The sequence below is a fragment of the Plantibacter sp. ME-Dv--P-122b genome, assembly GCF_030209375.1.
Lineage (GTDB): Bacteria > Actinomycetota > Actinomycetes > Actinomycetales > Microbacteriaceae > Plantibacter.
Genome location: NZ_JARVSC010000003.1, coordinates 451,340 through 478,053, shown reverse-complemented (window position 1 = coordinate 478,053; position 26,714 = coordinate 451,340). Strand labels below are relative to the sequence as shown.

Genomic DNA, 26,714 nt, shown 5'->3' with positions numbered 1-26,714 from the left:
GTTCTTCGCCCCGGGCCTGGCCCGGCGCAAGCTAGACAACGTTGTCTCAGGCCACTACTGTGACACACCGAGGGACGATTCGGAAACCCTCCCCGTCACGATCAGGAGCCGCCGCAATGTCGCTGTACCGCCTCAATCGTCTCTTCAACGCCCGATCCGGTCGCGCGCTCGACGTCGCCGTCGACCACGGGTTCTTCGGCGAGCGTTCGTTCATCACCGGCATCGAGGACATGGGCGAGGTCGTCCGCACGCTCGTCGCCGCGGGCCCGGACGCCGTCCAGCTGACCCTCGGCCAGGCCCGTCTCCTGCAGCAGGTCCCCGGCAAGGACAAGCCGGCGCTCGTCCTGCGGACGGACGTCGCGAACGTCTACGGCAACCCCCTCGACTCGATCCTCTACAGCCACCACGTGCCGCACGCGATCGAGGAGGCGGTCCGGCTGGACGCCGTCGCCGTGTGTGTCAACCTCATGCAGCTCCCCGACCACCCCGAGGTCCGCGAGGCGAACATCCGCTCGATCATGGCCCTGCGTCGCGAAGCGACCCGGTACGGGATGCCGCTCATGATCGAACCGCTCGTCATGCAGGACAACACGACGGCCGGCGGGTATCAGGTCGACGGCGACATCGAGAAGATCGTCACCCTCGTGCGCCAGGCGGTCGAACTGGGTGCCGACCTCATCAAGGCGGACCCGAGCAGCGACATCACCGAGTACGCACGTGTCGTTCAGATCGCCGGTGACATCCCCGTCCTCGTCCGCGGCGGCGGTCGCGTCGACGACCGGACGCTGCTGGAGCGCACGGTCGCCGTCCTCGACGCCGGGGTCAGCGGCATCGTCTACGGCCGCAACATCATCCAGCACGAGCACCCGGCCGCCATCACCGCGGCACTCATGGCGGTGCTGCACGACGGCGCCGACGCCGATGCCGGCCTCGCGATCCTCGAGGCGGCTCGCGCATGAGCGCCGACCAGGTGACGGCCGACCGGGCGACGGCGGAGCGCGTCAACGTCGCGATCATCGGCGGCGGACTCATGGGGCGCGAGATCGCCGCCGCCATCCAGCGGTGGCCGGCACTCATCGACCACCCGGTGCGACCGCGACTGACGGCCGTCTGCGACATCAACCCGGCGGCGCTCGACTGGTTCGACGAGATCGACACCGTCGTCACGAAGACCACGGACTACCACGAGCTGCTCGCCGACCCGTCGGTCGACGTCGTCTACGTGGCCGTCCGTCACGACCTCCACGAGCAGATCTACACCGACGTCATCCGGGCCGGGAAGAGTCTGCTGGCGGAGAAGCCCTTCGGCATGGATGCCGCTGCGGCGCAGTCCGTCCTCGCGGCGATGGCCGAGCACCCCGAGAGCTTCGTCCGGTGCTCGAGTGAGATGCCGTTCTTCCCGGGTGCGCAGCTGGCGATCGACTACGTCCGGTCCGGGGCGCTCGGCACGATCGTCGAGGCGCGCAACAGCTTCCTGCACTCGAGTGACATCGATCGGGGCAAGCAGATCAACTGGAAGCGCCAGACGCAGTTCTGCGGTGAGGCCGGCGTGATGAACGACCTCGGGATGCACACCTGGCATGTGCCGTTGCGGCTCGGTTGGGCACCCGAGAGTGTGTACGGGGTGCTGCAGAACATCGTCACCGAGCGCCCGGGCCCCGACGGTTCGCTCGTGCCGTGCGACACCTGGGACAACGCCGTGTTGCACAGCTGGGCGACCCACGACGGTGTCCGCTTCCCGCTGACGACCGAGACGAAGCGCATCGATCCCGGGCAGAAGAACACGTGGGAGTTCGAGGCGATCGGTCTCGACGGCGGGGTCCGCTTCAGCACGAAGAACCCGAAGCTCGTCGAGGTGTTCGCGGTGCGGGACATCCCGGGTGGCGGGCGGGAGCAGGTGTGGCAGCAGCTGGACGCGGGCAGCCAGTCGGTGTGGCCGACGGTGACCGGCCCGAACTTCGAGTCCGGGTTCTCCGACACGATCCTCCAGATGTGGGCCGTGTTCCTCGCCGAGCGGCACGGCTCGCTCGGCGACCGGTTCGGCGCGGCGCGGCCCGAGGAGGCGGCGCTCACCCACGACATCTACCGTGCGGCGATCCGCTCCCACGAGGAGGGTCGCGCGATCGCGCTGTGACGTGCGCGTCGGCTGGGAGGCCACCCGACCGTCTCCCAGCCGGGAGCGCGCTTGCCCCCGGCGTCCCGTCCGGGGTTGGAGGACGGTGTCGGCGGGGTGGGGGACACTCGGGAGATGCCCCACAGACGATGCGTACAACCCGGGTGTGACGCCGCGGCACCGGTCGACGCGCCCGTCGCGCTCTGCGAGGATCACCTGGCCCTCGCCGCCGACTGGGCGGAGCGCCGTTGGGGTGTGGTCGACGCCCTGCCGTCGCCGTGCATCATGTGCGGCTCGCGGCTCGGCCGTCACTACCCGTCCGGCTGGTTGTGCGCCGCGTGCGAGTGGCGGCACGGGGACGTGCCCGATGACGACCTCGCCCGGCCGCGGATCGACGTCGTCTACTACCTCCGCCACGGCGACCGCGTGAAGATCGGCACGACGACCAACCCACGCCAGCGGTTCGCCGCGATCTGGCACGACGAACTCCTCGCCCTCGAGCGCGGCGACCGGCACGTCGAGCGTGCGCGTCACGAACAGTTCGCCCGCGAGCGCCTCGAACGCTCCGAGTGGTTCACGGGGTCGCCTCGACTGCTCACCCACATCGCCTCGGTCGCCCGCGACGTCGACCCCTGGGACTGCTACAGCCGCTGGCTCAGCGAGGCGGCGGCACTGCGTGGGCGATAGCCCCTCCGGCGAGCACCGCGCTCGGGGTACGCTCAGCGCGTGTGCACTCGAATCTTCTGGAACGACAACGCGGTCGCCAAGACGGTCAGCCGCTGCATGGACTGGTCGGAGAGCGACGAACCCGAGCTGTGGTTCGTCCCGAGCGGTACCGCCCGAGGTGGCACGGGCGACGCCACCTCGCACCGGTGGACCTCGCGATACGGCAGCGTCGTCACGAGCATGTGGGGGATGGGGACCGTCGACGGCCTGAACACGGCGGGCCTCGGAGCACACGCGCTCTACCTCGACCCGGAGGACGTGACATTCGCCGAGCCCGATGGCCGTCCGACGGTCTCGAACGCGCTCTGGGTGCAGTACCTCCTCGACACCTACGGGTCGGTCGCCGAAGCGATCGCCGACATCGACACCGTCCGCATCACGTCCCCGATGTTCCGCGGCCTCCAGATGGGGATCCACATCGCCATCGAGGACGCATCGGGTGACTCCGCGATCATCGAGCCGATCGACGGCCGGCTCGTCGTCCACCACGGCCGCGAGTTCACTGTGATGGCCAACTCGCCGAGCCTCGACGAGCAGATCACCAACCGCGACCGCTACCGGCCGTTCGGCGGCGAGCTCCCGCCTCCCGGCGACATCACCTCGGTCGACCGGTTCGTGCGCGCCTCCTACTTCCTCCACTACCTGCCGGAGCCGGCGGACACCGTCGAGGCGGTGGCGGGTGTGTTCCAGCTCATCGCGAACGTGTCGGTACCGTACGGCGCGCCGTACTCGACGGGCGACGTGTACCCGACGTGGTGGCGGGCCGGGGCGGACCTCACGAACCGGGTGTACTACTTCGGCTCGACACGGAGTCCGAACATCTTCTGGATCGACCTCGACGAACTCGCGGACGTCAGCGAGGTCCGCCGCCTCGACCCGCGCGACCCGAGCCGCGTCGGCGACCAGACCGTGGAGTTCGCGCCGGCGACGTTGAGCTACTAGGCCGCCCGGTTTCGTCTCCCGAGCCGGTCGAGGTGTCGTGGCGTTCGCGTGGCGCCCTTCGACAGGCTCAGGGACCGGGATGGTTCAGTGACCGGGATGGTTCAGGGGCGGGGATGGTTCAGTGACCGGGGATTCGACGGCTCGGCCGGGGCGGCTCTGAGCCGGCGACTCAGCGCACCGCGGACGCGGCCCGACACGAATCGCGCTCGACGAGGTGCACCGGGAGCACCGTGCTCCGGCGGTATCGCCCGTCGGGGCGGTCGAGGCGGTCGATGATGCGTTGCGCAGCGAGCCGACCGAGGGCCTCCGGGTCCTGCGTGATCACGGACACCGACGGTCGTAGGAGCTCGGCCAAGGGGAAGTCGCCGAATGCGACCAGTGGGAGCGGCGGCTCGGCGAGTGCGGGCAGCAACGCCATCGTGCAGACGGCGTTCGACGAGAACAAGGCCGTCGCCCGCGAGCCGACCGTCGCCAGCGCACGCGCCGCGCCCTCGCGGGTCGCCGCGCCGAGGACGATGAGCTCCTCGTCGGCGGGCAGCCCGGCTTCGGTGAGTGCCGCCCGGTACCCGCGCAGCCGCTCGGCGGTCGTCGGCAGGGCCAGTTGGTCGCCGACGAAGGCGATCCGGTCGTGGCCGTGCTCGACGAGGTGGGTCGTCGCCGCGAACGCCCCACCGAAGTCGTCCTGCGTGAAGGCGTCGGCCGTGAGGCCTCCCGGCGCGCGGTCGACGAACACGAACGGCGTCCGCGACGCCCACGCGGCCAGCGAGCTCTGGTCGTCGCCGATCGGCGCGAGCACCACCCCGGCCAGCTGACGCCGGAGCATCGGCTCGAGGACCGCGCGCTCGCGGTCCGGGTCGTCGCCGAGGCTCGTCACGAGTGTCGACATGTCGTGATCGCGCGCCGTCCGCTCCACCGCACGCGCGATCTCGGCGAAGAACGGGTCGACGATGTCGGGGACGGCGACCCCGATGACCGACGGGCGGCCTGAGCGGAACGCTGTCGCGAGGGAGTTCGGCACGTAGTCGAGCTCCCGCATGATCGACTCGACCCGTTCTCGCGTCTCCGGGAGGACGTGCGGGTCGTCGTTGAAGACCCGCGAGACCGTCTTCGCGCTCACGCCGGCGGCTGCGGCGATCTGGCGCATCGTGGCCATGGTCGGGTCCCTCCCGTTCGGTCCTGCCGGATCGGGTCAGCGTGCGGTGTAGCCGCCGTCGATCGGCAGCGAGACGCCGGAGATCATGCCGGCGGCGTCGCTCAGCAGGAAGGTGATCGGGCCGGCGATGTCGTCCTCGGTGGCCCACTTACCGAGCGGCATCGCCTCGAGGAAGGGGCCCTCGATGTCGGGGCGACCCCAGTACCAGGCGGACATCGGCGTCATCACGACGGTCGGGTTGACGGCGTTGACGCGGATGCCGTACTTCCCGAGTTCCAGGGCCGAGACCCGCGTGATGTTGTCGAGTGCGGCCTTCGATGAGCCGTAGGAGATGTGGCCGGAGAGGGCGACCAGGCTCGCCTGGCTGGAGACGTTCACGATCGCACCGCCGCGTTCCTGGCGGATCATCTCGCGAGACGCGTACTTGGTGACGAGCAGCGACCCGCGCGCGTTGATGCTGATGACCTTGTCGAACACGTCGATGTCGGTCTCCTGCGGGGAGGCGATCTCGCCGCCCCAACCGCCGGAGTTCACGACGCCCCAGATGTCGCGTCCCTCGATCGCGTCGCGGACGCTGTCCTCCGAGGTGAGGTCGAAGGGCAGCGGTTCGGCGCCCGTCTCGGCGGCGATGGCGTCGAGGTGCTCGACGTTGCGACCGGAGGCGATCACCTGCGCGCCCGCTGCGACGAGGTGGCGGACGGTCGCGCCGCCGATGCCGCCGCTCGCTCCCGTGACGAGGATGGTGCGGCCGTTGAAGTCAGTCATGAGGTGGTCCGATCGACGTGATGAGGCCCGTGCGTCGGTGCACCGGGTCGGGAGCATCATAACCACGGAACAACGGCCATGTCACCCGTGACATGGATTTCACCAGCAGATCATGACACCGGTGACATTTGGTGTTGACACACGCATCCACTGGACCTACCGTGAGTCGGGCGACGGCGCGACCGCGACCGGTCGGCTCCCAGGAGAGGTCAGGCATCACGATGAGCGGCATCACGACCACCGCTGGGACCGGCCTCGCTGGCTTCGTCGACCTCGACGGCCTCATCGATCACGCCCGCTCGCTCGCCGCCACCGGGTCCCGGCGGATCCTCGGGATCGTCGGGGCGCCCGGTGCGGGCAAGTCCACCGTGAGTGACGCGCTCGCCGCCGCACTCGGTGATCAGGCGGTCATCGTCGGGATGGACGGCTTCCACCTCGACAACGCCGAGCTCGTCCGCCTCGGGCGACGCGACCGCAAGGGCGCGCCCGACACCTTCGACGTCGACGGCTACATCGCGCTGTTGTTCCGCCTCGCCCGTGCCGGACGCACCGCCGAGTCGCCGGGCACACCGATCTATGCACCCCGGTTCGACCGCTCGCTCGAGGCGTCGATCGGCAGTGCCGTCCTCGTCCGCCCCGAGGTGCCGCTCGTGATCACGGAGGGCAACTACCTGCTCTTCGACGACCACGGCTGGCAGGGTGTCGCCGCGCAACTCGACGAGTCCTGGTACGTCGACGTGGACGACGAGGTCCGCCGCGACCGACTCATCGCCCGACGCCTCGGTCACGGCCACCCGCGCGAGGAGGCTGAAGCCTGGGTGCTCGGCGTCGACGAGCCGAACGCCCGCCTGGTCGACGCGACCAAGCAACGCGCCACCCGGATCGTCACGCTCGACGCGTCGACGCCGGTGGAGACCGAATCCACCCACGGCGCCTGACCCGCCCCTCAGCCGCAGCGCCCTCCACCTGAACCACGCAGCAGCCGCAGCACCCCCGACCTGCACCACCCGGAACCCGCTCACCGACGAGAAGGCACCACATGACCCAGCTCTCCGACGCCACCCTCACCGATCTCGACGAGCAGGTGGCCGTCCCCGCCTACGACCGCTCGGCCATCCGACCCGGCATCGTCCACTTCGGGGTCGGCGCCTTCCACCGCGCGCACGGGGCGATGTTCGTCGACCGCGTGCTCGGGCTCCCCGGGGACGAGCACGCGTCCTGGGGGCTCGTCGGCGTCGGCACGCTGGCCGGTGACGCCGCCATGCGGGACGCACTCGGTGCTCAGGACCGGCTCTACACGCTCGTGACGACGAGTCCGGACGGCGAGGTCGAGGCGCGTGTCGTCGGGTCGATCGTCGAGTACCTGTTCGCTCCCGACGACCCGGAAGCGGTCCTCGCACGGGTGAGCGATCCGTCGACGCGGATCGTGTCGCTCACGATCACCGAGGGCGGCTACGGGGTGAACGATGCGACCGGCGCGTTCGAGCCGAGCGACGGTGCGACGCTCGCGGACCTCGACGGGCTGCCGGCGGGCGCGCTGCCGCAGAGCCCGCTCGGGTTCATCACGGCGGCCCTCCGTGCCCGACGCGACGCCGGTGCCGTTCCGTTCACGGTCATGTCGTGCGACAACATCCAGGGCAACGGACACGTCGCCCGGACGGCGATCCTCGCCTTCGCCGAGCGGATCGACCCGGCGCTCGCCGCCTGGATCGCCGCGGAGGTGCGGTTTCCGAACTCGATGGTGGACCGCATCACGCCGGCGACGACGGACGAGCAGCGCGCGTTCGTCTCGGATCGGTTCGGGATCGACGACCGCTGGCCGGTGCTCTCGGAGTCCTTCGAGCAGTGGGTGCTCGAGGACGACTTCTCCGACGGTCGTCCGCCGTACGAGCAGGTGGGCGTGCAGCTCGTGGAGGACGTCGAGCCCTACGAGCTGATGAAGCTCCGGCTGTTGAACGCCTCCCACCAGGCGATGAGCTACCTCGGGCTGCTGGCGGGGGAGACATACGTGCACGACGTCTGCCGCGACGAGCTGTTCTCGCGGTTCCTCCTCGGGTACATGCACGAGGAGGCGAGGCCGACGCTCGCGCCGGTGCCGGGCATCGACATCGACGCGTACTGCGCGGAGCTGATGCGCCGGTTCGGCAGTGAGGCGATCAAGGACACCTTGGCGCGGCAGATCGTCGACGGTTCGGAGCGCATCCCGAAGTTCCTGCTCCCGGTCGTCCGTGAGCAGTTGCGGACCGGCGGCGGGATCGCCCGCTCGGCGCTCGTGCTCGCGGCGTGGAGCCGGTTCATCGAGGGTGTCGGTGACGACGGGCGGGAGCTTGCCCCGGTCGACCGCCGGTTGGCCGAGTTGCAGGCGGCGGTCGCGCAGGAGGCGGAGCGCCCTGGGGCCTTCCTGGACCTGGAGGTCGTGTTCGGCGACCTCGGATCGGACGCGCGGTTGCGCGAGGCGTTCATCGCGGCGCGTGCGCGGCTTGTGGCCGTCGGTGCGCGGGTGGCGGTGGAAGAGGTCGTCGCCGCGGGGTGAGCCTGCGGCGGTCGGACGGTGCTTCGTCGGGCCGCCCCTGGCTGAGGCGTGGGTGCGCTCGGTCGCTGACCCGCCCCCGTCGTCGAGTGCTGGCGGTTCCCGTCTTGGTCCCCGAGCTTGTCGAAGGGCGGGTGTGGCGGTTGTTCGCGGGCCCTTCGACAGGCTCAGGGAGCGGGGTGGCTGGGTTGTCGAGGACGGCGTCGGTCGCTGAGCATGTCCGAGGGCAGGGTGGTTCCCGTGTCGGCCCCTGAGCTTGTCGAAGGATGATTCGCGTCTTGGTCCCTGAGCTTGTCGAAGGGCAGGGCGCAGGCGTGCGGGTGCCGTGTGTCAGGCGGCGAGGTGGATTCGTCCGCCTCGGATGGGGGTTTGGTGTCGGTCGATGTGGCTGGGTGGGATGAACCAGGGGATGCCGTTCTGGATGGTGATGGTCCAGTGGTCGTCGTGGATGCGGTGGTGGTGGAAGGGGCAGAGGAGTACCCCGTTGTCGAGGTTGGTGGGTCCGCCTTGGGACCACCATCGGATGTGGTGGGCTTCGGTGAAGGAGGGTGGGTGGGTGCAGCCGGTCCAGGCGCAGCCGCCGTCGCGTTCGGCGAGGGCGAGTTTCTGTCCGCGGGTGAAGAGGCGGGTGCTGGTGCCGAGGTCGAGGACTTGGGATGGGCCGTTGAGGATCATGGGGATGAGGTTGGCGTCGGCGGCGAGGCGGCGGAGGGCGCCAGGGCCGATGGGTTCGTCGATGCCGTCGATGGTGGCGGTGCCGAGGCCGGTTTGCAGGGTGTCGTGGTCGGTGCGGATGATGACGGTGACGGGGGTGAGTTCGGTGGCGGCGGCGCTGCAGCCGGCTAGGTGTCGGAAGGTCTCGGTGAGGGCGATGGCGCGTCGTCGGTCGATGGGGATGAGCGACGGTCCGTCGGGCATCGGGGTGCCTGATCCGTCGGGTTGGTCGGCGGGGTCGGCCGTGTCGGGGTGGATGAAGTGGGGACGGCGGGTGGTGGCTGCGATGAGGGCGTCGAGGCCGGCGCGGATGAAGGCGGCGCTTTCGGGGGCGAGTTCGGCGCGGAGGAGGGTCATGCCGGTGGGGAGTTCGTGGATGGTGCAGCGTTCTGCTCGGCGGAGGAGTTCGTCGCGGGGTTCGCGGCCGTCTTGGTCGAGGCGGGTGCGGACGAGTTTCGCGATGCGGGTGACGTCCTGCAGGGGTGCATGGGCGGCGTGCTCGATGGCGATGACCGACGCGGCTTGCAGTTCGGGTTTGGTGCAGATGCGGCCCGCGTTGCGGAGCTCGCGGACGATGACCGCAGCACCATCGACGCTCAGGGGTGATCGGGGGCTGCCGAGGGCAGCCGGTGCGTCACCATCCGGTGTGGTGGACGACGAGGGCTCCCCGGGTCGGTCGGCCTGGGCGGTGGTGGAGTCGAGATCGGCGGTGGGTTCGGTTGTTGCGTTGAAATGGGGTGCCGGTTCAAGCGCCGTGGCGATCTCGGGGAACGGGCATTCCTCCAACTCGCCGAGCAGCCCGCGCGGTTGGGTGATGGCGGCACCGACCTCGGCGATCGCCGCGCCGCGGGCGCGGGAGACGCGCCACCGTTCGGCGACCATGACGCCCGGGTTGGCGTAGCCGGCGGCGCGCACGAGCGTGCCGCCGCGGCCACTGGGCGACGGCCGCAACGCGATCGCGCCGACGACGCGGGCCGCGAGGACCTCGACCGCATGCTGCACGGCACCGAGTTCGTCGAGGACCCGGAGGATCGCCTCGTCGTTCATGTTCTCGAGCTGCTCCGCGACACCGGAACCTGGACGGATCGCGTCGAGCGCGCCCTGCCACACGGCATTGAACCCGGCCGCGGCGGCGGCGAGCGGGCTTGGTGCGGTGCTGGTCATGGATCCATCCAAACACGGACCACTGACATTGGAACGTGCAGTGAATACGCCCCTGATCTGGGTATTTATCCGACAGGTGACGTTCGCTCGGGGCGCCCTTCGACAGGCTCAGGGAGCGAGGTTCCGCCGTTGTCGAGGTGCGGTGGGGAGGTTGCTCGTGGGCCCTTCGACAAGCTCAGGGAACGGCGGAGACGCGGTCGCGGAGCTTGTCGTGGTGCGGTGGGGAAGGTTGCTCGGGGTGCCCTTCGACAGGCTCAGGGAACGACGGTGACGCGGTCGTCAAGCCGGTCGAGGTGCTCGCCAGGGTCCGCATCCCCACGCGTGGCTGGACCTCACGCGAAGATGAAATAGAACGACAGGTGCAGCGTCAGGATGAGGTGCATCGTCGTGAACCGGCGACGGAGCCATGCGAGCAGGAGTCCGAGAGTGAGCATGCTCAGTGCCGGAAGCGGGTTCGGGACGATCCCGAACTTGTCGGGGAGCAGGATGACGTGTCCGAGGGCGAACAGGGCGGCGACGACGGGGATGACCGTGCGCGATGGCAAGCGCGCGGCGAGATGGCGTTGCAGGAGTCCGAAGGTCAGGTAGTCCTGCCAGAACACCGAGACGGTCATCCAGAAGAGGTAGAGCAGCACCGGGAACTCGAGCTCATCGTGCAACGGCAACGCGAGCGCGAGCGCGAGCGGGATGACGTAGAGGAACCGCTGCCGAGACGGTGCGAAGAGTGCACGCGTGTGGGTGCGCTGCAGGATGGCGATGGCGATCGCCAGGAGGCCGGCGATCAGGGACTCAAGGAAGACCACGAGGGCGTCGTCGCGCGCCACCAGACGAACGGGGCCTCGGTCGGTGAGGCCCGGGGTCAAGCACCACAGGGCGAACCAGGACGCGGAGATCGCGAGCGCGGAGAGCGGGCGGAGGGATCGGCGGGAGGGGGCGTCTGTGAGCGTCGACATGGCAGTCGATATGTTAGCAGTGTTATTTCAGATGCAAGATAGTCGACGTGACCGTGACGAGCCAAGTGGCCCTGGGTCAGCTGACGTCGACGAGGGAACGGGCATGGCGATCCGGCAGTCGTCCGCGTGCCCTTCGACAGGCTCAGGGAACGAGTCTCCGCGGTTGCCGAGGAGCGTGTTCGGAGGAGGCTGCATCAGTTTCGTCAGCCTCCGGTTCTTCGACAGGCTCAGGGATCGGGGTGCCGCTCAGCCCAGCGCTGCCGGGGCGAGTCGGAATCCACCCGCGGCGACCGGCTCGAGCCGCAGTTGGAAGAGGCCGTCGATGACGAGGTCCGCATCGAGTTCGTGCGCCTCGTGCGTGCCGGCGATGCCGACCGTCCAGCAGCCGGCCGCGCGCGCCGCGGCGAGCCCGGCCGGTGCGTCCTCGAACACGACGCACGGCTGCGACTCCATGCCCAGCCGGGTGCGGCCGAGCAGGAACGGTTCGGGGTCCGGCTTGCCCTTCGTGACGTCGTCGAAGGTCACGACGACCTCCGGCCGCACGAGTCCGGCGGCCGCGATCCGGTTGCCGGCGATGAGTCTCGTGCCACTCGTGACGATCGCCTTCGCGTCGTCACCGAGCGCTGCCAGCGCCTCCGCCGCCCCCGGGAGGGCGATGACGTCGGCGACCTCGTCGGCCTCGATCTCGATGATCCGTGCGAGCGCTTCGGCGACCTGCTCGGGCGGGAAGATCGCGGCGAGCACCTGGGCAGCGGGCTGCCCGTGTCCCGCGGCGAGCAGGTCGCCCTCGAGACCGTATTCGCGGGCGAGCTGCGCCCACGACCGGTTCACGGCCGGCGTCGAGTCGATGAGCGTCCCGTCGAGGTCGAAGAGCCCGGCGGCGAAGACCTGGTCGAAGATCGGTGCGGAGGCCTCGATGGTCCGTCCGAGGCCGAGCGCGCGTTGGACGGCGGCGAGCTGCTGCGAGGTGGACAACGCCGCTTCAATCGACAGGTGCTCGATGGTGGGTGGGGTGTCGGTCGACGGGTCAACGATGTGCGTGTCCCGCTCGGCGCCGCGTTCGGCTCGGCGAGCTGCGAGCGTGGCGGCATCGGTGTGCAGCCAGACGACCTTCGGGACGACCCCGGCCGCCTCGACGAGCGCGTCCCATTCGGCGCCGCCACGGAGCTCCGCGGTGAAGGGGGCGACGAGCACGGCGCCGACGCCGCTGTCGCGCTGATCGGCGAGGACCGCTCGGAGGGCCGCGTACCGCGCCGGGCGCATGGTCGGGCGCAGCTTCGGGTCGTTCCAGTGGAGCGGTTCGTCGCCATCGGGATCCGCCACCGCACCGAGACCGTCGAGCAGCGGATTCGTGATGGTGTCGAGGTCCAGGAGTGGGAGTCGAAGGGCTCTGGCCAGCTCGCGTCCGAGCGTGGTCTTCCCGCTTCCGGCTGCTCCTGCGACGACGACGATCACGCTGACTCCTCGATGATTCCGGGGTGGCGACCCACATCCGAGGGGTCTAAACGCCTCTTCGATGCGAGTTCCAAATGAATTTGATCTCTTTCAGACAACGTTGCTTGACAACGTTGTCGGTCTGCGGTCAGTATAGGCGCACGAAGGAACGACGGGGTTCTGCAGCTGCACCACCCCGACCGATGACAACGCTGTCAGGAGGTGGAGCCCATGGGCACCTGCAACCCCGCGATCACCGCGACCAGTCCGATCCGGACACGTGCGCACGTCCCGTCGCTCCGGACCGGCTGCGACGTCGGACCCGTTCCGCTTCCCGTCAGGCGGACCCGCTGATGCGGCCGCCCGGGATCAAGGATGTGGCTGCGCAGTCCGGCGTCAGCATCAAGACCGTCTCGCGGGTGGTGAACGGCGAACCGTCCGTGCACCCCGAGACCCGAAGCCGCGTGCTCGAGGCGATCGATCGCCTCGGGTACGTGCCCAACACGGCCGCCCGCTCACTGAAGTCCGGCACCGGTGGCGCGATCGGCGTCCTCATCGATTCACTCGCCGACCCGTTCTTCGCGTCGCTCGTGAGCGCCATCGAGGCCCGCGCGCTCAAGGAGGGCCTGAGCGTCCTCGTGGCGAGCACCGGGCTCGACGAGGGGCGCGAGCGCGACCAGCTCACCGGGTTCATCGCCGGCCACCAGGTCGCCGGCGTCATCATCGCCCCGGTCGCCGCGGAGCTTCCCTACCTCGAGGCGTTCCGGAACGTGACGCCCGTCGTGGCCGTCGACCGTCCGCTCGCCGCCTTCGACAGCGTCGTGGTCGACGACTACGCCGCCACCCAGCTCGCGATCCGCCAGTTCGTCGAGCTCGGCCACACCCGCATCGCCTTCTACGACCGGGACGAGCGCTTCCTCACCATCCGTCGGCGCTACCACGGGTACACCGACGTCCTCGCCGAGGCCGGCATCGACCTCGACCCGTCGCTCGTCTCCTGGACCATCGACGGCTCACTCGACTACGCCGCCGAGACGGAGCGCCTGCTCGGACTCGAGGACCCGCCCACCGCCTTCTTCGCGTCCAACGCGAAGGCGGCGATCGGTCTGACGACCTCGCTGCACCGCATCGGGCGTGAGGGGACGGCGCACATCGCGTTCGGCGACTTCACCCTCGCGGACGTCCTGCGACCGGCCGTCAGCTGCATCAACCAGGATCCGTTCGTCATCGGGACCGCCGCGATCGAGCGACTCCTCGAACTGCGCGAATCGCCGGCCGACGAGCCGCGCGAGTGGGTCGTCCCGACCTCCCTGGTGTCGCGTGGTTCCGGAGAGATCCCCGGCCCGGCGCAGCGTCACACCGTGGACGCGCGCACCGCGTCCACCACGAGCATGGTCGGAGGACCAGCAGCATGAGCACGACCCAGCCCACGAGGCTCGCCCAGCCGACGCGACTCGCACCGAACCTCATCGAGCACTTCTACCGCGGCGGCGACCGCATCGCGAGCCTGCGCGGCATCGAGCAGCAGAGCGAGTTCCAGCCGGAGGAGTGGCTCGGAGCGACCGTGAGCCGCGCCGACCAGGAGCCCGGCGGTGCCATCGGCCTCGCCCGCACCATCGACGGCGTCCTGCTCCGCGACCTCGTCGCGGCCGACCCGGAGCAATGGACCGGTGCGGGACAGGACCACGGCACCGACGCCGCCGACACCGGCATCCTCGTCAAGCTGCTCGACGCTCGTCAGCGGCTCCCCGTCCACGTCCACCCCGACCGGGCGTTCGCCGCCTCCCACCTCGACTGCGCCTACGGCAAGACGGAGGCCTGGTTCATCCTCGACGCCGAGCCCGGTTCGGCCGTCCACCTCGGATGGAGCGAGGATGTCGACCCCGACGAACTCGACCGTCGTCGCGACGCCCAGGACAGCGAGTGGATGCTGTCGCACATGAACCGGATCGTCGTCGAGCGCGGCATGGGCATCCTCGTCCCGGCCGGCACGGCCCACGCGATCGACGGCGGCATCTTCCTCGCGGAGGTGCAGGAACCGACCGACCTCTCCATCCTCCTCGAGTGGTCGGTCACGACCTCGACGCGCGACGAGTCCCACCTCGGCCTCGGATTCGAGACCGTGATGGGTGCGGTGTCGACGAAGGCGCTCCCGCAGTCCGAGATCGAACACCTCGTCGTCCTGCACGACCTCGACGCCCGGACGGACGCGCCGGTGTCGCTGTTGCCCGCGGCCGCCGACCCCTACTTCCAGCTCGTCGCCGTGGCGCCCAGCACCGACGGCAGCGCATCCGTGGAGGCGGGATTCTCGGTCGCCCTCGCACTCACCGGCGCCGGCGCACTGGTCCCCGAGGCTGACGCCGGGACCGACGCCGTGGACTTCTCGGCCGGCGAGGTCTTCGCCGTCCCGGCCGGGTTCGGGCCCTGGACCGTCAGCGGCTCGGCAACCGTGCTCGCCGCCGGCCCCGGTGCGGGCTGGCCGGCGACCCTCGCATCGGGAGGCATCCGATGACGCCACCCCTCGACGCAGGACCCACGATCACGCAGCAGCTCACCACACGCCACCGCCCCGACCGGCGGTACGACAGCCACCACACGCCGGACCCGGCCACCGGGGCCGGCTGGAAAGGAACGAGAACGACATGACGACTCCCGTCTTGGAGGCCAGAGGCCTCACCCGGCAGTTCGGGCACGTCCGCGCCCTCGACGAAGCGGACTTCGAGGTCTACCCCGGCGAGGTCACCGCCCTCATCGGCGACAACGGTGCGGGCAAGTCCACCCTGGTCAAGGCCCTCTCCGGCAACCTCGCGGTCGACAGCGGCGTTATCAAGTTCGAAGGCGAACCGATCACCCTCACCTCGCCCATGCAGTCGAGCGCGCTCGGCATCGAGACGGTCTACCAGGACCTCGCCCTCGCGCCCCACCTCGACCCCGTGCAGAACGTCTATCTCGGCCGCGAGATCATGCGGCCCGGCCTCGGCGGCCTGCTCGGCCTCATGAACGTCAAGGAGATGAGCAAGCAGTCGCGTCACGCCTTCGACGAACTCGGCGCGACCGTCCGCTCGCTCACCGACCCGGTCGGCGCGATGTCCGGTGGACAGCGCCAGGCGATCGCCATCGCCCGCGCGGTGCACTGGGCCAACAAGGTCGTCTTCCTCGACGAACCGACGGCCGCCCTCGGCGTCCGCCAGACGAAGAACGTCCTCGAGACGATCCGCCGGGTGCGCGACAAGGGCATCGCGGTCGTCTTCATCAGCCACTCGATGCCGCACGTCATGGAGGTGTCCGACCGCGTGCAGGTGCTGCGGCTCGGCCACCGCGCGGCGACGGTCGACACGAAGGACACGAACATGGAAGAACTCGTCGGTCTCATGACCGGTGCCAGCACGAGGAACGTCGCATGAGCGCGGTGAAGCAGGCCGAGATGGGGCCGGAGACGACCGCCATCGAGACGGCCAAGGATCGGGAGACCCCGATCAGGAAGCTCTTCAAGGCCCAGGCCTTCCAGATCTTCATCGTCCTCCTCGTCGTCATCGCGATCTTCTCCGCGATCGCGCCCGACACCTTCGCGCAGCTGTCCAACCTGCGGCTCGTCGTGCAGAACGCCTCGATCCTCGCGGTGCTCGGCGTCGGCATGACCTACGTCATCATCACCTCCGGCATCGACCTCTCGATCGGATCCGTCCTCGTCTTCTCGGGCGTCGTGTCCGCGACGACGATGCGGGCCATGGGTGGCGACGACTGGGGGACCGCGATCGTCGGCATCATCGTGTCGATCGGCGTCGGCATCCTGTGGGGCACGTTCAACGGCATCCTCATCTCCAAGGCGAAGGTGCCGCCGCTGATCGTCACCCTCGGTAGCCTCGGCATGGCGCTCGGCCTCGCCCAGATCCTCACCGGCGGTGTCGACATCCGCGAGGTGCCGTCGGTCCTCACCGACTCGATCGGGTACGGCAACGTCTTCGGTGCGGTCCCGATCATCTCGGTCATCGCCCTCGTCGTCGTCATCATCGGTGCGCTCGTCCTCCACAAGACGAAGTTCGGCCTGTACACCTACGCGGTCGGATCGAGCGAGGAGGCGGCACGACGCGTCGGCGTGAAGGTCGACCGTCACCTCATCCGCATCTACGCGATCTCGGGTGGTCTCGCGGGTCTCGCCGGCATCCTGTCGCTGTCGCAGTTCGGCACCACCGCGATCGCCGGTCAGTCGCAGACGAACCTGAACGTCATCGCCGCGGTCGTCATCGGTGGCACCTCACTGTTCGGTGGCTACGGGACGATCTTCGGCACCGTCGTCGGCCTGTTCATCCCGGCCGTCCTCCAGAACGGCTTCGTCATCACCGGCGTGCAGCCCTTCTGGCAGCAGGTCGCCGTCGGTGCCGTCCTCATCCTGGCCGTCTACGTCGACCAGGTCCGCCGTTCCTCCGCAGCCCGCGGTGGATCCACGAGCTTCTGGCGAGCCCTCGTCAGCAGGAAGAAGAAATAACCCCCTACACCGATCAACACCCCCCGCACCATCCCAGTAGTCCAGCAGTTCAAGAGAAACGGGTAATCACAATGAAGTGGAAGAAGTCAGTTCTCGGAGTCCTCGCGCTCGGCGCGTCGGCAGGCCTCATGCTCACCGGGTGTTCCGGTGGCGCGAGCTCGGGCGGCAGCAGCGCCGGCGCAGGTTCCGACGGCTACAAGATCGCGTTCATCCAGGGCGTCGCAGGCGACGAGTTCTACATCTCGATGCAGTGCGGTATCGAATCGGCGGCGAAGGATGCCGGCGCGACGGTCACGACCCAGGGTCCGGAGAAGTTCGACCCGACGCTGCAGAAGCCGCTCGTCGACTCGGTCGTCGCTTCGAAGCCGGACGCGATCCTCGTCGCCCCGACCGATGTGAAGGCCATGGAGGCCCCGCTCAAGGCTGCGGCCGACGCGGGCATCAAGGTCGTCCTCGTCGACACCACCGTCGACGACCCGTCGTTCGCGGTCTCGCAGATCTCGAGCGACAACAAGGGCGGCGGCGCTGCGGCGTTCGACGCGATCAAGGCAGCGCACCCCGAGGGCGGCAAGGTCCTCGTGGTCTCGGTCGACCCCGGCATCTCGACCACGGACGCCCGTGCCGAGGGCTTCCAGGAAGCGGTCAAGGGCGATGACAAGTTCACCGACCTCGGCGTGCAGTACAGCCACAACGAGCCGTCCACGGCCGCCGAGATCGTGACCGCGGCGCTCCAGAAGGACCCCGACATCGTGGGCATCTTCGCAGCGAACCTGTTCGCGGCCGAAGGTTCCGCGACCGGAGTCAAGCAGGCCGGCAAGGAGGACTCGGTCACCATCGTCGGGTTCGACGCGGGTCCCGCCCAGGTCAAGCAGCTGAAGGAGGGCACCGTCCAGGCGCTCGTCGCTCAGGAGCCGGCCACCATCGGCAAGGACGGCGTCGCCCAGGCGATCGCCGCACTGAACGGTGACAAGGTCGAGGCCAAGATCGAGACCGGCTTCACCATCATCACGAAGGACAACGTCGACGGCGACGCGAAGGATGCCGTCTACCAGTCCAAGTGCGGCTAGGCCTTCCGGTCGTCCCGCATCATCAGACCGCGACGGCGTCGGAGCTTCGAGCTCCGGCGCCGTCGCGCTGCGTCCGGCAGCTCCGCCTCGACGCCACCCTCCACGGGGTGCGAGAATCGCGACATGACCCAGGTGATCGTCGCGGCGACCGCGGTGCGCCGGCTGTCCGACGATGCTCCGGGACGGATCGAGGCCGAGGTCGTCGATGCAGCGGGGCGAGCCCACCGCCTGGTCATCACGGTCCCCGAACGCGCGAGCCGTGCGGCCACCGCGTCGACCGACGTCCCGTTCCGACTCGGGCTCCGGGCCGAGTACGTGCGTATGGAGGGACGGGCCGTGGTGATCCGGTTCGCGGACGGCGTCACCACCACCGAGGGTCTCGGCGGGGTCTGCCTGGACCCGGACATCGTCCACTGGTTGTGAACGGCTCGATCGACTGACCGTCGGGTCGGCGACGAGTCCTACGCAACGAGGGTGAGGAGCCGCGCGACCTCGGCGGCGACCGCGTCGCGCGCCGGGCCGAGGTACTTCCGCGGGTCGACGAGGGACGGATCCGCTTCGAGGCGCTCACGGACGGCTCGGGTGAAGACGCCGTTGATGTGCGTCGAGATGTTGATCTTGCGCATGCCCGCGTCCACCGCCCGCACGAGGTCCTCGTCGCTCACACCGCTCGAGCCGTGCAGGACGAGCGGGACAGGGACGGCTGCGGCGAGTTCCCGGATGAGCCCGAAGTCGAGGGTCGCGCTCCGGGAGGTCATCGCGTGCGAGCTGCCGACCGCGACCGCGAGGCCGTCGACGCCGGTGCCGGCGACGAACGCCGCTGCCTCGCCAGGGTCGGTCCGGACACCAGGGGTGTGCGCTCCACCCTTGCCGCCGATGGCCCCCAACTCGGCCTCGACCCACACGCCCTGAGCTTGAGCCGCGCGGGCGACCGCTGCGGTGCGTTCGCGGTTCTCCTCGTCGGGGAGGGTCGCCGCGTCGAACATGACCGAGGTGAATCCGAGCCGGACCGCCTCCTCGACGAGCGTCTCATCCTCGGCATGGTCGAGGTGGACGGCGGTCGCGGTGCCGGCCTCGCGGGCGAGCTCCAGGCTCGCGAGCCCGATCGGTGCGAGGCCGCCGTGGTAGTTCGCCGCGTTCTCGGACACCTGCAGGATGACGCCCCGGCCCGCGAATTCGGCGCCGCGGAGGATCGCCTCGCCGTGTTCGAGCTGGATGACGTTGAAGGCGAGCACGGCGCGCTGCGTGTCGAGGAGCGCGGCGGTGGAGACGAGCGTCATGGTGGTTCCTCTCGGGGTGCACGCGGGCGATCGACCCGGTGCCGGTGGGGATGGTCAGGTGGTGGCCAGCAGCAGTTCGGGACCGGTCTCGGCGAGCGCCTCGACGGTGTCCGGGTCGAGCCCGTCGTCGGTCACGATCTGGTCGAACTCGTCGAGCCCAGCGGCCCGGTGGAACGAGGTGGCGCCGAACTTCGTGGCGGTGACGGCGAGGATACGTCGTCTGGCGATGCCGAGCATCGCCCGCTTCACCTCGGCCTCCTCCGGCAGCGTCGTCGTGGCACCCGAGGTGAGCCCCACCCCGTTGGCGCCGAGGACGGCGACGTCGGCGTGGAGTCCCGACAGCCGTTCGACGGTCCACGCGCCGACCGTCGCCTGCGTGACGGCGCGGACCCGCCCGGGCAGGGCGAGCACGGTGAGCCGCGGTCGACCACCGAGTAGGGCGACGATCGGCAGGCTGTTCGTGACCACGAGGAGTCGGCTGGCGTGGGGGAGGAGCGCGGCGACCTCCAGGGTCATCGCACCGGAGTCGAGCAGGACGACTCCTTCCTCGGGGAGCTGCTCGACGACGAGCCGGGCGACGGCGGCGCGTTCGATGCGTTCGCCCTCGCGGCGTCGTTGGAGACTGGGCTCGAACGCGGATCGTCGGGCGAGGACCGCGCCACCGTGGTGGCGGCGGACGAGTCCCTGTCGCTCGAGCACCGCGAGGTCGCGCCGGATGGTCTCCGGGGTGACGCCGAGTCGGCTGCTCAGCTCGGCGACCGACAGGGCACCGTCGCCGTCGCGGGCGCCCGCGAGGATCGCGGCATGACGCTCTGCTGGGTACATGACTGCTCCGTCCGGTCCGGCCAGCGTATCCGAATCTGTCCGATATCCCTTCCGATTCGGTGGGATCGGTGCGAAGATCAACATGATCGGGCGCACCCGACGACGACGATGACGACGAACGGAAGGCCGCCGATGGCTGAGCACGGGCCGCACAGCGCACCCCACGAGTCGGGGTCGCGGTTCCTGCTCGGGATCGACGTCGGGCAGACCGCCGTCAAGGCCGTCCTGCACGACGAGCGGTTGCGGCCGGTCGCGGTCGCTCGCCGCGCGAGCCCCGTCGACCGCCCGGTCGCCCGGCACGCCGAGCGGTCGCAGGACGCCTTGTGGGCCGCGGTCGCCGACGCGGTGTCGGAGGTGATGGCGACGTCGGGTGTCGACCCGGCCCTGGTCGCCGCCGTCGGGATCACCGGCCACGGCGACGGCCTGCACCTCGTGACCGCCGCCGGAGAGCCGGTCGGCCCGGCCATCACGGCGATGGACTCCCGGGCGCACGTCGAGGCCGCCGAACTCGCGGCTGACCCGGACCGGCTGCGCGTGGTGCTCGAACGCTCCGGACAGCTGCCGACGCCGGGCGCCGCCGGCAACCTCCTCCGCTGGTTGCTCCGCCACGACCCGGAGCGTGTCGAGCAGGCAGACGCGATGCTCTTCTGCAAGGACGTGGTCCGCCTGCGGCTCACCGGCGAGATCTCCACCGACTACTCCGACGCCTGCGCCTCCTTCCTGGACGTCGGGACCGCCACCTGGAGCGCCGAAGTCCTCGACGCCTACGGCCTGCCCGCCGAACTGCTCCGCCTGCTGCCGCCGATCAACCCGAGCGGCACGATCGTCGGGTCGGTGCTGCCGGCGGCCGCCGCGGTCACGGGCCTCGCAAGCGGGACACCGGTCGTGTCGGGACTCCACGACGTGCAGGCCTCGTCGATCGGCATGGGCGCACTCGTCCCCGGGCGGCTCGCCCTCGTGGCCGGCTCGTTCAGCACCAACGGCGTGACGACGACCCAGCCCGACGTGGACCCGCGGTGGCAGTCCCGCCTCTCGATCACCCCGGACCTGCGCATCGCGATGTCCACGTCGGCGACGGCATCGCCCTCCTTCGACTGGACGCTCCGGCTCCTGGGCGTGTCCGACGCCACCGGCCGCGACGCGCTGATCGCCGAGGCCGCCGCCCTCCCGCCGGAGGAGCAGGTGCCGCTCATCCTGCCCTTCCAATCGGACTCGCCGCTCGGCGCCGGAGCCTCGGCCACCCTCGCCGGCGTCCGCGACTGGCACACCCGGGCACACGTCCTGCGCGGAGCCCTCGAGGGCATCGTGCTCATGCACCGCTGGCACACCCGTGCGCTCGGCGAGCGATTCCGGTGGGATGAGCCGATCGTCCTCGGCGGCGGGCTCGCGCGGTCGCCGCTGTACGTACAGCTCGTCGCCAACGCGCTCCGGGCGCCCGTGACGGTCGTCGACTCCGAGGAGGCCGGAGCCCTCGGCGCCGCGATCGTCGCCGGGGTCGCCACCGGACTCCTGCCGTCGGTGGAACAGGCCCAGCGCGACGTCGTCCGACACGCACCCGCCGTCCTGCCGACGGGCGCCTCGGCCGCGTACTGGGCCGGGGTCGGAACCGCGTTCGACGAGCTCGTCGAGGCCACCGGCCCCTGGTGGCGACGGCGGGCCGAGGAGTCGAGCCCCGACGGTCCGGCGTCCGAACGCGACGACCGAGTCGGGGTGGAACGATGAGCGCCTCCGTCGGCGGCCGCGGGACGGCCACGTCCAGTTCGGTGGACGACCGGCGTCGGGAGATCCTCACCCGACTCGACCAGGACGGGCGGGTCGAGGTCGGCGTGCTCGCAGCGGACCTCGGCGTGACCGAGGAGACGATCCGACGCGACCTCCGCGTCCTCGAACTCGACGGACGTCTCCGACGCGCGCACGGCGGGGCGGTGCGCACGGACCTCGACCCGGGCCAGGACTCCGGGGTGTCCGGTGCGCTCGCGGCGCAAGCGCTGACCCTGGTCGACCCGGGCTCAGCGGTCTTCCTCGGCGCGGGCTCGGCCTGCGAGGAGCTCGCCGCCGGCCTCGCGACGACCGCCGGGACCGTCATCGTGACCGCTTCGGTGCCGGTGGCGCTGGCCGCTGCCGCTGCCGGGGAATCGGCCGTCGTCCACCTCGTCGGCGGAACGGCGGACGGGCGCGGCGTCCTCACCGGCGCCTGGGCGCGCGAGCAGCTCGCCGGCCTCCGCCTCGACGTCGCGGTCGTCGAGGCGCTCGGTGTCTCCGCGGACGGCCGACTGCTCCACGCCTCTCCGGAGGAGGCGGCGGTCGTCGCGTCGGCCGTCGAGCTGGCGTCCACGGCGATGCTCCTGGGCGACCCCGCGACGTTCGGCGCAGACGGCCTCGCCGCCTCCGTCCCGGCCGCCCGTCTCGACGTGGCGGTGGTGCATCACGGCGTCGACGAACCGACCCTCGACGCCCTCCTCGCGACCGGCGTCCGCGTCGAGACGGTCGGGGCGGACGCATGAGCGGCATCGTCACGGTCACGCCGGCGGCCGCGATCGACCAGACCTACCGCGTCGACGGGTTGCGACTCGGCGACGTCAACCGGGCGGTGGGCGTGTCCACCGAGCTGAGCGGCAAGGGCGTCAACGTCGCGCGGGCGGTCACCCTCTCGCCGCTCCCGGTCCGTGCGGTGGTGCCGATGGGTGCGGACGGACGGATCCTCGCAGACGACCCCGCACTCCGGACGTTGCTCGCCGTTGTCCCGACCGACGGGCGGACGCGAGTCAACACGACCATCCTGGACGCGGCGACCGGGACGACCAAGGTCAACGAACCGGCGATCCCGCTGCGCGCCGAGGACTGGGCCGCCGTCGTGGCGACCTCCGGTGCGGAGATCGACCGGATCGGCGCGGACTGGCTGGTCCTCTCCGGCACGATCCCGACGGTCCAGGGCGGCACCGGCCTCGTCGACATCCTCCAGTTGCTCCGGCAGGCGGGTGACCGGGGAGCGCGCGTGGCCGTCGACACCGCGGGTGCGGCGCTCGAGACCGCCGTCGCGAACCTCGACCTCGTCCACCTGCTCAAGCCGAACGCGCACGAGCTCGCCGAGCTCACCGGCCGTGAGCTGCTGACGATCGGCGATGTCGCGTCCGCCGCCGACGAACTGCACCGTGCCGGCTGCGACCTCGTCTACGTGAGCATGGGGGCCGACGGGGCGCTCCTCCGCACCGCCGCGGGGCTGTGGCACGCGCACGTCGCAGCCACGGTCGTGAACACGGCCGGTGCCGGCGACGCCTCGTTGGCCGGATTCCTCGTCGGACTCCACGGCGAGGACGGACGGGACGACCCGGCGGCCGCGGTCGCGTCGGCCGCCGCCTGGGGTGCACTCGCCGTGTCGAGCGCGACGACCGTCCTCACCTCGCTCGAGGCGTTGACGACACCGGTCGCCGTCCAGGACCCCGACCCGACGACGCCGCTCAGCGAACCGGCCACGCCACCGCGCGACGAGACGACGACGCCATGATCGATCAGGCCGTTCCTCGCTTCCACGCCGCTGTGGACCTCGGTGCGTCGAGCGGTCGCGTCATGCTCGGGCGCTGGGTCGACGGCCGCTTGGAGCTCACCGAGGTGCACCGGTTCCCGAACGGCCCGATCACGCAAGACGGGCGGCTCCGGTGGGATGCGGAGCGCCTGTTCGAGCAGACCCTCGTCGGGCTCGCGGAGGCCGTCCGGATCGCAGAGACCGCGGGCGGTGTGCTCGACGGGATCGGAGTCGACAGTTGGGGCGTCGACGTGGCGCTCTTGACTGCCGGCACCGGGACGGCGGTCCCGACCGTGCCGCATCACCGCGGCGCCGACGCCGACGGACCGGCCCGTGCCGCCGTGCTCGTCGACGCCGCGACGGCCTACGCGGTCACCGGCGTGCTGGAGCAGACCATCAACACCTCGTACCAGCTCCGGTCCCGCGCAGAGGAGCTCGACGTCCGCCGAGCCGACGGTGATCGCCCGACCGTGTTGCTCGTCCCGGACCTCTGGGTGTGGCTGCTCACGGGCGTCGTCGGAGCGGAGCGCACGATCGCCTCGACGACGCAACTGCTCGATCAGGGCACCGGCGACTGGGCGGTCGAGCTCATCCGTCGCTGGGGTCTCGACGGCTTCGACTTCCCTCCCGTGGTCGGACCGGGGACGGTCGCCGGCCCGACGACGCCGGAGGTCACGGCGCGTCTCGGATCGAGCGTGCCGATCCCGGTCCACCGCGTCGCCGAGCACGACACCGCGTCCGCGCTCGCCTTCGCCCGCCCGGACGGCGCGGAGCTCCTCGTCTCGAGTGGCAGCTGGTCCCTCGTCGGAGTGTGCCTGCCCGAACCGGTGCTCACCGAGCACGCGCGGACCGCCGGCTTCACCAACGAGGCCGGTGTCGCCGGTTCCTCACTGCTCCTCCGCAACCTGGCGGGGATGTGGCTGCTCACGGAGTGCGCCCGCGCCTGGTCCGCCGAGGACGGGAGCGCGGTCGACCTCGTCGGTCTCGTGTCGGGCGTGGCGGAGGCGCAGGCGGACGCGGATGACCCGCCCGCCGTGTTCGACGTCGCCGACCCGCGACTGCTCGTCCCGGGTGACATGCCGGAACGGATCGCGACGCTCTGCCGGGAGACCGGACAGCGTCCGCCGAGCGGACGGGCCGCCACGGTGCGCAGCATCGTCGAGAGTCTCGCGGCCGCCTACGCCGAGACGGCCCGGGCCTGCGAGGCGATCACCGGCGTGACGATCCGTTCGGTCCGCATCGTCGGTGGCGGATCGCGCAACCGACTCCTGTGCACCCGCACGGCGGCGCGGACCGGCCTCCCCGTCACCGCCGGTCCGGCAGAGGCCTCGGCGCTCGGCAACCTGGCCGTGCAACTCGTCGCAGCCGGTCACGCGCCGTCGCTCGACGCGGTCTACCGCCACGGTCACGACGATCACGACGACCACGACCAGGAGCGGACACCGACATGACCGACCGCATCGACCGATCTGAGGCCGAGACGGACCTCCTCGACCGCTTCGTCGCCTTCTCGCGCGACCTCGGGCGTGCAGACCGGGCGTGGGCGCTCCTGGCGGAGGGCAACACCTCCCTGCTCCTGACCGAGGACGGTGCTCGGGCGATGCTCGTGAAGGCGAGCGGCGCGTCGATGGCCGTGGCGACCGCGGAGGACGCGGTCCGTCTCGCGATCGGACCGGTGCTCGACCTCGTCGATTCCCGCACTGGAGGCGATGCCGAGGTGGCCGCGCTGTTCGACGCCGCGGCGCTCGCCGGGAACGGTCGGCGCCCCTCGGTGGAGGCGATCCTCCACGCCGTCTGCCTCGACCTGCCCGGCGTCGTCGCGGTCGGCCACACCCATCCCGTACCGGTCAACGCGCTGCTCTGCTCACCGTCGGCCGACGCCCTGACCCGCGGTTCGCTCTTCCCCGACCAGATCGTGGTCCTCGGCACCGATCCGCTGCTCGTGCCGTACGTCGACCCCGGGCTCGAGCTCGCCCGCACGGTCCGCCGCCTGCTGCGCGAGCAGCTCGCCACGACCGGCCGGGTGCCGAAGGTCGTGTACTTGCAGAACCACGGGATGTTCGCCCTCGGATCGAGCGCGGCCGAGGTCCTCCGGATCACCGAGATGACCGTGAAGGTCGCCCAGGTGCTCCTCGGAACACTCGCCGCCGGCGGGCCGGTGTACCTGAGCGACGAGGCCGTCGCCCGCATCGACACGAGACCCGACGAACTGCTGCGTCGAGCCGCGCTCGCCGCGCAGGAATCCACCACCGACCGCGCCGGGACGGCGCACGGAAGGACCACGACATGAGCGTGTCGACCAGCGCCACCGACCTCACCGGGCAGGTCGCGATCATCACCGGAGCGTCCTCGGGCATCGGCCGCTCGTACGCCCAGGCGCTCGCCGGTGCCGGGGTGCGCACGGTGCTCGTGGGACGCTCCACCGAGCGACTCTCGGGCGTCGCCGACGCCCTGCCGACACCGAGCGTCTTCCTGGCGGGTGACCTCGCCGACCCCGCCGTGTCCGAGCAGGCCGTCGCCCTGGCGCTCGCCGCCTTCGGGCGCCTCGACATCGTCCTCGCCAACGCGGGCCTCTATGTCGGCGGTGACGTCGTCGACACCCCGATGACCGCGATCGATGAGCTCGTCGGCGTCAACGTCCTCGGAGCGATGGCGACGGTCCGTGCAGCGCTGCCGCACCTCGTCGAGCAGGGTGCTGGCGACGTCCTGGTGACGAGCTCCGTGTCCGGGCACCAGGACATCCACTGGGAACCCGTCTACTCCGCGACGAAACACGCCATGCAGTCGTTCGTCCACACCACCCGGCGGAACCTCGTCGGATTCGGGGTGCGGATGGGCGCGGTCGCCCCCGGCGTCGTGCTCAACGAGCTGTGGGGGATCGCCGAGGGGGCTTCCGGCGTGGAAGACCAGATCGCCGCACGCACCGGCATCCGTTCCGAGGACGTCGCCGACGCCGTGCTCTTCATGCTCACGAGACCCCGACACGTCACCATCCGGGACCTCGTCATCCTGCCCACCGACCAGGAGATCTGAGCGACT

General features: G+C 70.7%; 25 protein-coding genes. 18 read left to right on the top strand and 7 right to left on the bottom strand.

Going from position 1 to position 26,714, the window contains the following annotated elements:
- Positions 1-116 precede the first annotated feature (116 nt).
- The 4 genes from QRN19_RS06915 to QRN19_RS06900 all read left to right on the top strand — a co-directional run bounded on the left by QRN19_RS06915 (position 117) and on the right by QRN19_RS06900 (position 3,781).
- Entirely contained in the window at positions 117-959 is an 843-nt protein-coding gene (locus tag QRN19_RS06915; protein WP_285026007.1) for a class I fructose-bisphosphate aldolase, read from the top strand.
- Complete coding sequence (locus QRN19_RS06910) at positions 956-2,134, top strand: Gfo/Idh/MocA family protein (RefSeq protein WP_285026006.1); 1,179 nt, start codon at positions 956-958, stop codon at positions 2,132-2,134. The genes QRN19_RS06915 and QRN19_RS06910 overlap by 4 nt, the downstream gene beginning before the upstream one ends.
- Positions 2,135-2,248: 114 nt before the next feature.
- Positions 2,249-2,800: a GIY-YIG nuclease family protein gene (locus QRN19_RS06905; protein ID WP_285026005.1), complete on the top strand. Its 552-nt coding sequence runs from the start codon at positions 2,249-2,251 to the stop codon at positions 2,798-2,800.
- Between the two features lie 39 nt (positions 2,801-2,839).
- Positions 2,840-3,781: a linear amide C-N hydrolase gene (locus QRN19_RS06900; RefSeq protein ID WP_285026004.1), complete on the top strand. Its 942-nt coding sequence runs from the start codon at positions 2,840-2,842 to the stop codon at positions 3,779-3,781.
- Positions 3,782-3,950: 169 nt separating this feature from the next.
- Here QRN19_RS06900 and QRN19_RS06895 read toward each other — a convergent pair whose 3' ends face one another.
- Both QRN19_RS06895 and QRN19_RS06890 read right to left on the bottom strand, forming a co-directional pair.
- Complete coding sequence (locus QRN19_RS06895; protein ID WP_285026003.1) at positions 3,951-4,934, bottom strand: LacI family DNA-binding transcriptional regulator; 984 nt, start codon at positions 4,932-4,934, stop codon at positions 3,951-3,953.
- Between the two features lie 36 nt (positions 4,935-4,970).
- A complete protein-coding gene (locus tag QRN19_RS06890) occupies positions 4,971-5,699 on the bottom strand; it encodes an SDR family oxidoreductase (RefSeq protein ID WP_285026002.1) in 729 nt (242 codons plus the stop codon).
- Between the two features lie 221 nt (positions 5,700-5,920).
- Between QRN19_RS06890 and QRN19_RS06885 the strand changes: the two genes are divergently transcribed.
- On the top strand, positions 5,921-6,637 hold the full coding sequence (locus QRN19_RS06885; RefSeq protein ID WP_285026000.1) for a nucleoside/nucleotide kinase family protein: 717 nt from the start codon (positions 5,921-5,923) through the stop codon (positions 6,635-6,637).
- A gap of 101 nt (positions 6,638-6,738) precedes the next feature.
- A complete protein-coding gene (locus tag QRN19_RS06880) occupies positions 6,739-8,232 on the top strand; it encodes a mannitol dehydrogenase family protein (protein ID WP_285025999.1) in 1,494 nt (497 codons plus the stop codon).
- Positions 8,233-8,559: 327 nt separating this feature from the next.
- Here QRN19_RS06880 and QRN19_RS06875 read toward each other — a convergent pair whose 3' ends face one another.
- From QRN19_RS06875 to QRN19_RS06865, 3 genes are all read right to left on the bottom strand, one after another.
- Positions 8,560-10,107, bottom strand: a complete 1,548-nt coding sequence (locus tag QRN19_RS06875) for an HNH endonuclease signature motif containing protein (protein ID WP_285025998.1) — start codon at positions 10,105-10,107, stop codon at positions 8,560-8,562.
- 332 nt (positions 10,108-10,439) lie between these two features.
- Positions 10,440-11,060: a CPBP family glutamic-type intramembrane protease gene (locus tag QRN19_RS06870; RefSeq protein WP_285025997.1), complete on the bottom strand. Its 621-nt coding sequence runs from the start codon at positions 11,058-11,060 to the stop codon at positions 10,440-10,442.
- Between the two features lie 246 nt (positions 11,061-11,306).
- Positions 11,307-12,515 (bottom strand): HAD-IA family hydrolase, encoded by a 1,209-nt coding sequence (locus tag QRN19_RS06865; protein ID WP_285025995.1) that lies wholly within the window; start codon positions 12,513-12,515, stop codon positions 11,307-11,309.
- A gap of 356 nt (positions 12,516-12,871) precedes the next feature.
- Here QRN19_RS06865 and QRN19_RS06860 point away from each other — a divergent pair, with 356 nt between their 5' ends.
- The 6 genes from QRN19_RS06860 to QRN19_RS06835 all read left to right on the top strand — a co-directional run bounded on the left by QRN19_RS06860 (position 12,872) and on the right by QRN19_RS06835 (position 18,470).
- Positions 12,872-13,909: a LacI family DNA-binding transcriptional regulator gene (locus tag QRN19_RS06860; RefSeq protein ID WP_285025994.1), complete on the top strand. Its 1,038-nt coding sequence runs from the start codon at positions 12,872-12,874 to the stop codon at positions 13,907-13,909.
- On the top strand, positions 13,906-15,006 hold the full coding sequence (locus QRN19_RS06855) for a class I mannose-6-phosphate isomerase (RefSeq protein ID WP_285025993.1): 1,101 nt from the start codon (positions 13,906-13,908) through the stop codon (positions 15,004-15,006). Before QRN19_RS06860 ends, QRN19_RS06855 begins: the two co-directional genes overlap by 4 nt.
- Before the next feature lie 130 nt (positions 15,007-15,136).
- Entirely contained in the window at positions 15,137-15,898 is a 762-nt protein-coding gene (locus QRN19_RS06850) for an ATP-binding cassette domain-containing protein (RefSeq protein ID WP_079707372.1), read from the top strand.
- On the top strand, positions 15,895-16,980 hold the full coding sequence (locus tag QRN19_RS06845; RefSeq protein WP_285025992.1) for an ABC transporter permease: 1,086 nt from the start codon (positions 15,895-15,897) through the stop codon (positions 16,978-16,980). Before QRN19_RS06850 ends, QRN19_RS06845 begins: the two co-directional genes overlap by 4 nt.
- A 71-nt stretch (positions 16,981-17,051) precedes the next feature.
- Positions 17,052-18,047 carry an ABC transporter substrate-binding protein gene (locus QRN19_RS06840; protein WP_285025991.1) on the top strand — a complete coding sequence of 332 codons (996 nt, stop codon included), beginning with the start codon at positions 17,052-17,054 and terminating at the stop codon, positions 18,045-18,047.
- A 123-nt stretch (positions 18,048-18,170) separates the two neighbouring features.
- Positions 18,171-18,470, top strand: coding sequence for a hypothetical protein (locus tag QRN19_RS06835; protein WP_285025990.1), 300 nt, complete (start codon positions 18,171-18,173; stop codon positions 18,468-18,470).
- A 38-nt stretch (positions 18,471-18,508) separates the two neighbouring features.
- On the opposite strand, the gene QRN19_RS06830 is transcribed toward QRN19_RS06835, so the two are convergent.
- Positions 18,509-19,327, bottom strand: a complete 819-nt coding sequence (locus tag QRN19_RS06830; RefSeq protein ID WP_285025989.1) for a class II fructose-bisphosphate aldolase — start codon at positions 19,325-19,327, stop codon at positions 18,509-18,511.
- Positions 19,328-19,381: 54 nt separating this feature from the next.
- Complete coding sequence (locus tag QRN19_RS06825) at positions 19,382-20,152, bottom strand: DeoR/GlpR family DNA-binding transcription regulator (RefSeq protein WP_285025988.1); 771 nt, start codon at positions 20,150-20,152, stop codon at positions 19,382-19,384.
- 132 nt (positions 20,153-20,284) lie between these two features.
- Between QRN19_RS06825 and QRN19_RS06820 the strand changes: the two genes are divergently transcribed.
- From QRN19_RS06820 to QRN19_RS06795, 6 genes are read left to right on the top strand one after another with little or no spacing between them, the layout of a single operon-like run.
- Positions 20,285-21,874, top strand: coding sequence for an FGGY-family carbohydrate kinase (locus tag QRN19_RS06820; protein ID WP_285025986.1), 1,590 nt, complete (start codon positions 20,285-20,287; stop codon positions 21,872-21,874).
- On the top strand, positions 21,871-22,656 hold the full coding sequence (locus QRN19_RS06815; protein WP_285025985.1) for a DeoR/GlpR family DNA-binding transcription regulator: 786 nt from the start codon (positions 21,871-21,873) through the stop codon (positions 22,654-22,656). The genes QRN19_RS06820 and QRN19_RS06815 overlap by 4 nt, the downstream gene beginning before the upstream one ends.
- A complete protein-coding gene (locus QRN19_RS06810; protein ID WP_285025984.1) occupies positions 22,653-23,657 on the top strand; it encodes a 1-phosphofructokinase family hexose kinase in 1,005 nt (334 codons plus the stop codon). Before QRN19_RS06815 ends, QRN19_RS06810 begins: the two co-directional genes overlap by 4 nt.
- Positions 23,654-25,126, top strand: a complete 1,473-nt coding sequence (locus QRN19_RS06805) for a rhamnulokinase (protein WP_285025983.1) — start codon at positions 23,654-23,656, stop codon at positions 25,124-25,126. The genes QRN19_RS06810 and QRN19_RS06805 overlap by 4 nt, the downstream gene beginning before the upstream one ends.
- Positions 25,123-25,965, top strand: coding sequence for a class II aldolase/adducin family protein (locus tag QRN19_RS06800; RefSeq protein ID WP_285025982.1), 843 nt, complete (start codon positions 25,123-25,125; stop codon positions 25,963-25,965). The genes QRN19_RS06805 and QRN19_RS06800 overlap by 4 nt, the downstream gene beginning before the upstream one ends.
- Positions 25,962-26,708, top strand: coding sequence for an SDR family oxidoreductase (locus QRN19_RS06795; RefSeq protein ID WP_285025981.1), 747 nt, complete (start codon positions 25,962-25,964; stop codon positions 26,706-26,708). Before QRN19_RS06800 ends, QRN19_RS06795 begins: the two co-directional genes overlap by 4 nt.
- The last annotated feature ends 6 nt before the right edge of the window (positions 26,709-26,714 follow it).